The organism is Ilyobacter sp., from assembly GCF_041583315.1.
Lineage (GTDB): Bacteria > Fusobacteriota > Fusobacteriia > Fusobacteriales > Fusobacteriaceae > Ilyobacter.
Window position 1 is genome coordinate 1 of record NZ_JBFHGC010000148.1, and the last position, 5,474, is coordinate 5,474.

Here is a 5,474-nt window from a genome sequence, read left to right on the forward strand (position 1 = left end):
ATTATATAAGATCTCAGGGAGCTTTTCCTGCCAGTATAGGGGTGGGAGGACCTGAGAATGCATATCCTGCAGGGTCTTGTATATCTGTAAATGAGGAAGTTGTCCACGGAATACCACACGCAGACAAAATCTTGAAAAATGGGGATATTGTCAGCATAGATGTAGTGACAGAATTAAATGGATTTTACGGAGACTCGGCAATAACTTTTCCTGTGGGAGAGATAGATGCAGAATCCAAAAAATTATTAGAGATTACAAAAAAATCCAGAGAAATAGGCATAGAGTTGGCAGTGGTTGGCAACAGACTCGGAGATATAGGCAACGCCATACAAAAGTTTGTGGAATCTAACGGATTTTCTGTTGTAAAAGATTTTTGTGGACACGGAATCGGGAAATCAATGCATGAGGACCCTGCTATACCTAACTTTGGAAGAAAAGGCAGAGGTCTCAAAATAGAAAATGGAATGGTACTTGCCATCGAACCTATGGTCAATACAGGGTCTTATAAAATCAACATCCTAGAGGATGGCTGGACAGCTGTAACCAAAGATGGAAAGAGATCAGCTCACTTTGAACACTCTGTTGCTATAATCGAAGGAAAACCAGTGATTTTAAGTCAATTGGACTAGTCAAAAAAAACAAAAAAGACTAGACTTTTTATGGTGAAAGTGTTAGAATAATATGAAATTCTGTCTAGTAGGAGGAATTATGTCGAAAAAAGATGTCATTGAATTAGAAGGTACAGTTCTAGAATCTCTTCCTAACGCTATGTTTAAGATAGAGCTAGAAAACGGCCATGTAATTCTAGGTCACATCTCTGGGAAGATGAGAATGCATTATATAAAAATCTTACCTGGAGACAAAGTAACAGTACAAATCTCACCTTACGATTTATCAAGAGGTAGAATAGTATACAGGAAAAAGTCATAATCAGGATGTGGAAGGGGGAAAGAAATGAAAGTAAGAGCATCTATAAAGAAAATATGTGACAAGTGTAAAGTTATCAAAAGACATGGAAAAATCAGATGTATCTGCGAAAATCCAAAACATAAACAAGTTCAAGGATAATTTGCCGTTTGATTGGAATTTATTTTAAGTTATTATAGTACTGATATCAGGTACTGTAAAGGCATGTTGAGCCGTAGGGCCACGACCTGATTGAACCAGGGCATGCCGAAGAAAGTGTTTAGTTGATTATTATATCAACAAATATATAAATTTTCGGGATAGGAGGAAGAAACGTTGGCTAGAATAGCAGGAGTAGACATTCCTAGAAACAAAAGAATTGAGATAGCTTTAACTTATATTTTTGGAATCGGAAAACCAACTTCTCAAAGAGTTTTGAAAGAAGCTGGAGTAGATTTCAACACTAGAGTAAAAGACTTGACTGAAGAAGAATTAAATAAAGTAAGAGCTATAGTTGACACAGTAAAAGTAGAAGGGGACCTTAGAAAGGACGTAAGACTTTCAATAAAAAGACTTATGGACATCAGGTGCTATAGAGGTCTTAGACATAAAATGAACCTTCCAGTAAGAGGGCAAAAATCTAAGACTAATGCTAGAACAGTAAAAGGTCCAAAGAAACCTATCAAAAGATAGTAAATGTGGATTATATTCAGATAGACAGTTTAATAGTAAGGAGGTAGCTTAACTTGGCTAAGAAAAGAGTAGCTAAAATCAAGAAAAAATTAAAAAATATTCCTAACGGAATAGCTCATATACACTCGAACTTCAACAATACTATTGTTACCATTACTGACACTGAAGGAAAAGTAATTACTTGGAAATCAGGTGGAACATCAGGATTTAAAGGGACTAAAAAATCAACTCCATTTGCTGCACAAATTGCAGCAGAACAAGCTGCAAATGTAGCTATTGAAAATGGAATGAAAAAAGTCGAAGTAAAAACGAAAGGTCCTGGTTCAGGAAGAGAAGCTTGTATAAGATCAATGCAGGCTGCGGGATTAGAAGTTACTAAAATTTCTGACGTAACTCCAGTTCCACACAACGGTTGCAGACCACCTAAAAGAAGAAGAGTGTAGTCTCTCTACTTATCGAAGTATCGTAAAAGGTAGAAGCTCATTTTTGTGTAGAATTTTATAAAGGAGGAATATTAGAGAAATGGCCAGAAATAGACAGCCCGTTTTAAAGAAATGTAGAGCTCTTGGTATAGATCCAGTTGTTTTAGGAGTGAACAAATCTTCTAAGAGAGGACCTAGACCAAATGCAAATAGAAAACCAACTGAATATGCTATTCAGTTGAGAGAAAAACAAAAAGCAAAATTCATATATAGTGTAATGGAAAAGCAATTCAGAAAGCTATATGCTGAAGCAAACAGAAGAGATGGGGTTACAGGTCTTAACCTGATACAGTACCTTGAAAGAAGACTTGACAACGTAGTTTATAGACTTGGAATTGCCAAGACTAGAAGACAAGCTAGACAAGTAGTTTCTCACGGACACGTAGCTGTAAACGGAAGAAAAGTAAATATCGCATCTTATAGAGTAAAAGCTGGAGATGTTATCTCTGTAATTGAAAACTCTAAAAACGTTGAGATCATTAAGAGTGCTGTAGAAGCCTCAAATGCTCCATCTTGGTTAGAAGTAGATAAAGCTAGTTTTACAGGGAAAGTATTACAAAACCCTACAAAGGACGACTTAGATTTTGAATTAAACGAAGCTTTGATCGTTGAGTTCTACTCTAGATAATAAATCCTTTATATAGGAGTTGATTAAATGTTAAAAATTGAAAAGCATTCAAGAAGTATAAATATTTCCGAAGTTAAAGAAAATGACTTTAAAGCTCAATACATTGTTGAGCCACTATATAGAGGTTATGGACATACAATTGGAAATGCCCTGAGAAGAGTTTTGTTATCTTCAATTCCGGGAGCAGCTATAAAAGGACTAAGAATAGATGGTGTGTTAAATGAATTCTCTATCATAGAGGGAGTAAAAGAAGCAGTTACTGATATAATACTTAATGTAAAAGAGGTAATTGTAAAAACTGAAACTTCTGGTGAAAAAAGAATGAACCTTTCTGTTCAAGGACCAAAAATAGTTACAGCAGCAGATATTAATCCTGATTCTGAGTTGGAAATAATCAATCCAGACCAAGTTATCTGTACTATAACTACTGAAAAAGAAATAAACATGGAATTTCTTGTGGATACAGGAGAAGGTTTTGTTGTAGCAGAAGATATCGAGAGAAAAGACTGGTCTGTAGATTATATAGCTATAGATGCGATATATACTCCGGTAAAAAGAGTTTCTTACAGCGTAGAAGATACTATGGTTGGAAGAATGACTGACTTCGACAAACTTACTCTAAATGTTGAAACTGATGGAAGTATTGTTATAAGAGATGCAATCTCTTATGCAATAGAGCTTCTAAGACTACACTTTGATCCATTCTTAGATATAGGAAACAGAATGGAGAATTTAAGAGGAGATCTAGAAGAAGAGGAAATAGAAGAAGTAGATTCTTCTAAAGATGAAGATGTTCTTAACTTAAAGATAGAAGAGCTTGATTTAACAGTGAGATCATTTAACTGTCTGAAGAAAGCTGGTATCGAGGAAGTAGGGCAACTAGCTATACTTTCGCTTAATGAACTTCTAAAGATTAAGAACCTTGGAAGAAAATCTCTAGATGAGATTCTCGATAAAATGAAGGAATTAGGATTCGATTTATCGCAGAATGGATCTTCTGAATAATTAAAGATAAGGAGGATTGCTGAGTAATGAACCATAATAAATCGTATAGAAAGTTAGGTAGAAGATCAGATCATAGAAAAGCTATGCTTATGAACTTAACTATATCTTTATTAAGAGAAGAAAGATTAGAAACTACAGTTACTAGAGCTAAAGAATTAAGAAAGTTTGCTGAGAGAATGGTAACTCTTGGTAAAAAAGGTGACCTTGCTGCTAGAAGAAGAGCTTTCGCTTTCTTAAGAGATGATGCAGTTGTTGCAAAATTATTTGCTGAGATTGGACCAAAGTACACTGAAAGAAACGGTGGATATACTAGAATTATTAGAACTACTGTAAGAAGAGGCGATTCAGCAGAGATGGCAATTATTGAATTAGTATAATATTGCTTTAAAAGAGAGACTTTGGTCTCTCTTTTTTTCTTTTTTGGATTTGACAGAGAAAAAAATTATTTATAAAACTGGTCAAAAATAAAAAAGTTTGTGATATAATAAACTAAATAAATGAAAGGTATGGAGGGAAGATGAAGACTGCTGAGATTTTAAACAAAGAAAAACTCACTAGAGAAGATCTCTTATATCTAATGAATATAGAGAATCCTGAGGACATTAATCTTATATACGAAAAAGCTTACGAAATAAAAGAGAGAGAGATCGGAAAAAAAGTTTTTTATAGAGGTCTTATTGAGTTTAGCAACAATTGTATAAAAGACTGCAGCTACTGTGGAATAAGAAAAAGCAGTAAAAATGTAGAACGGTTTTTTATGAGTAAAGAAGATATACTAGAAAGTGCAAAATGGATATATGAAAATAACTATGGTTCCTTGGTTCTTCAGTCAGGAGAAAGACAGGATGAAGAGTTTACGGCATTTGTAGAAGATGTAGTCAAGGAAATAAAAAATCTTTCTCAAGGAAAGCTGGGAATAACACTTTCTCTGGGAGAGCAGAGCAAAGAAACTTATAAAAGATGGTTTGATGCCGGAGCCCACAGATATTTACTGAGGGTGGAAACCAGCAATGAGGAACTTTATAAAAAAATTCATCCACAAGATAAAAAACATGATTTTGACGTAAGAATAAGATGTTTGGAGGATTTACGCAATACAGGTTATCAAGTAGGAACAGGTGTAATGATAGGGCTTCCTGGGCAAACCTCTGAAGACTTAGTGGAAGATATACTTTTTTATGAAAAAATGGATGTGGACATGATAGGAATGGGTCCATATATAATCTCTGACGAAACTCCAATGGGTGAAGAGTACAGGGACAAGATAATGTCAAAAGAAAAAAGAGTAACTTTAGGTCTTAAAATGATTGCCCTTTCCAGAATTTATCTAAAAGATATAAATATAGCTGCTACAACAGCACTCCAGGGTCTAGATCCTCTAGGAAGAGAAAAAGGACTGAAGGCCGGGGCAAATGTTCTAATGCCTGTAACAACCAAGGGAGAACACAGGGCAAAATATCAATTGTATAACGATAAACCTTGTATTGATGATACAGCAGAGCAGTGCAAAGGATGTCTTGCTGGAAGAGTAAAGTCTGTAGGAGATGAAATAGCCTACGGTGAATGGGGAGATTCTCCACACTATATTAAAAGAAAAAGCAGATCATAATTTTTTTGAATTAATCATTTTAAAATACGGGGTTTTATTCCCGTATTTTTTTAAATATTGAGTTCAGAGCTAGAAATAATAACAGCTCCCTTTTTTTTCATTTTTTCTAAGGCAAGGACTGAATCTTCCGGGTTCAGGTTTACCCCTTGAC

9 protein-coding genes are annotated in these 5,474 nt (G+C 34.8%); all 9 read left to right on the forward strand.

Features of this window, described 5'->3' with window-relative positions; genetic code table 11:
* Positions 1 to 629: type I methionyl aminopeptidase (gene map / locus ABZA26_RS06575; RefSeq protein ID WP_372713725.1), on the forward strand; the 629-nt coding region annotated here is incomplete at its 5' end.
* 79 nt (positions 630 to 708) lie between these two features.
* Complete coding sequence (gene infA / locus ABZA26_RS06580) at positions 709 to 930, forward strand: translation initiation factor IF-1 (RefSeq protein ID WP_013388221.1); 222 nt, start codon at positions 709 to 711, stop codon at positions 928 to 930.
* A 24-nt stretch (positions 931 to 954) separates the two neighbouring features.
* Positions 955 to 1,068 (forward strand): 50S ribosomal protein L36, encoded by a 114-nt coding sequence (gene rpmJ, locus ABZA26_RS06585; protein ID WP_319371399.1) that lies wholly within the window; start codon positions 955 to 957, stop codon positions 1,066 to 1,068.
* 174 nt (positions 1,069 to 1,242) lie between these two features.
* Complete coding sequence (gene rpsM, locus ABZA26_RS06590) at positions 1,243 to 1,599, forward strand: 30S ribosomal protein S13 (RefSeq protein WP_372713726.1); 357 nt, start codon at positions 1,243 to 1,245, stop codon at positions 1,597 to 1,599.
* 53 nt (positions 1,600 to 1,652) lie between these two features.
* Positions 1,653 to 2,042, forward strand: a complete 390-nt coding sequence (rpsK, locus tag ABZA26_RS06595) for a 30S ribosomal protein S11 (protein WP_013388218.1) — start codon at positions 1,653 to 1,655, stop codon at positions 2,040 to 2,042.
* A 79-nt stretch (positions 2,043 to 2,121) separates the two neighbouring features.
* A complete protein-coding gene (rpsD, locus tag ABZA26_RS06600; protein ID WP_372713728.1) occupies positions 2,122 to 2,709 on the forward strand; it encodes a 30S ribosomal protein S4 in 588 nt (195 codons plus the stop codon).
* Positions 2,710 to 2,736: 27 nt separating this feature from the next.
* Positions 2,737 to 3,714: a DNA-directed RNA polymerase subunit alpha gene (locus tag ABZA26_RS06605; RefSeq protein ID WP_372713729.1), complete on the forward strand. Its 978-nt coding sequence runs from the start codon at positions 2,737 to 2,739 to the stop codon at positions 3,712 to 3,714.
* 26 nt (positions 3,715 to 3,740) lie between these two features.
* A complete protein-coding gene (gene rplQ, locus ABZA26_RS06610) occupies positions 3,741 to 4,091 on the forward strand; it encodes a 50S ribosomal protein L17 (protein ID WP_372713730.1) in 351 nt (116 codons plus the stop codon).
* Between the two features lie 140 nt (positions 4,092 to 4,231).
* Positions 4,232 to 5,323, forward strand: coding sequence for a [FeFe] hydrogenase H-cluster radical SAM maturase HydE (gene hydE / locus ABZA26_RS06615; protein ID WP_372713731.1), 1,092 nt, complete (start codon positions 4,232 to 4,234; stop codon positions 5,321 to 5,323).
* Positions 5,324 to 5,474 lie beyond the last annotated feature (151 nt).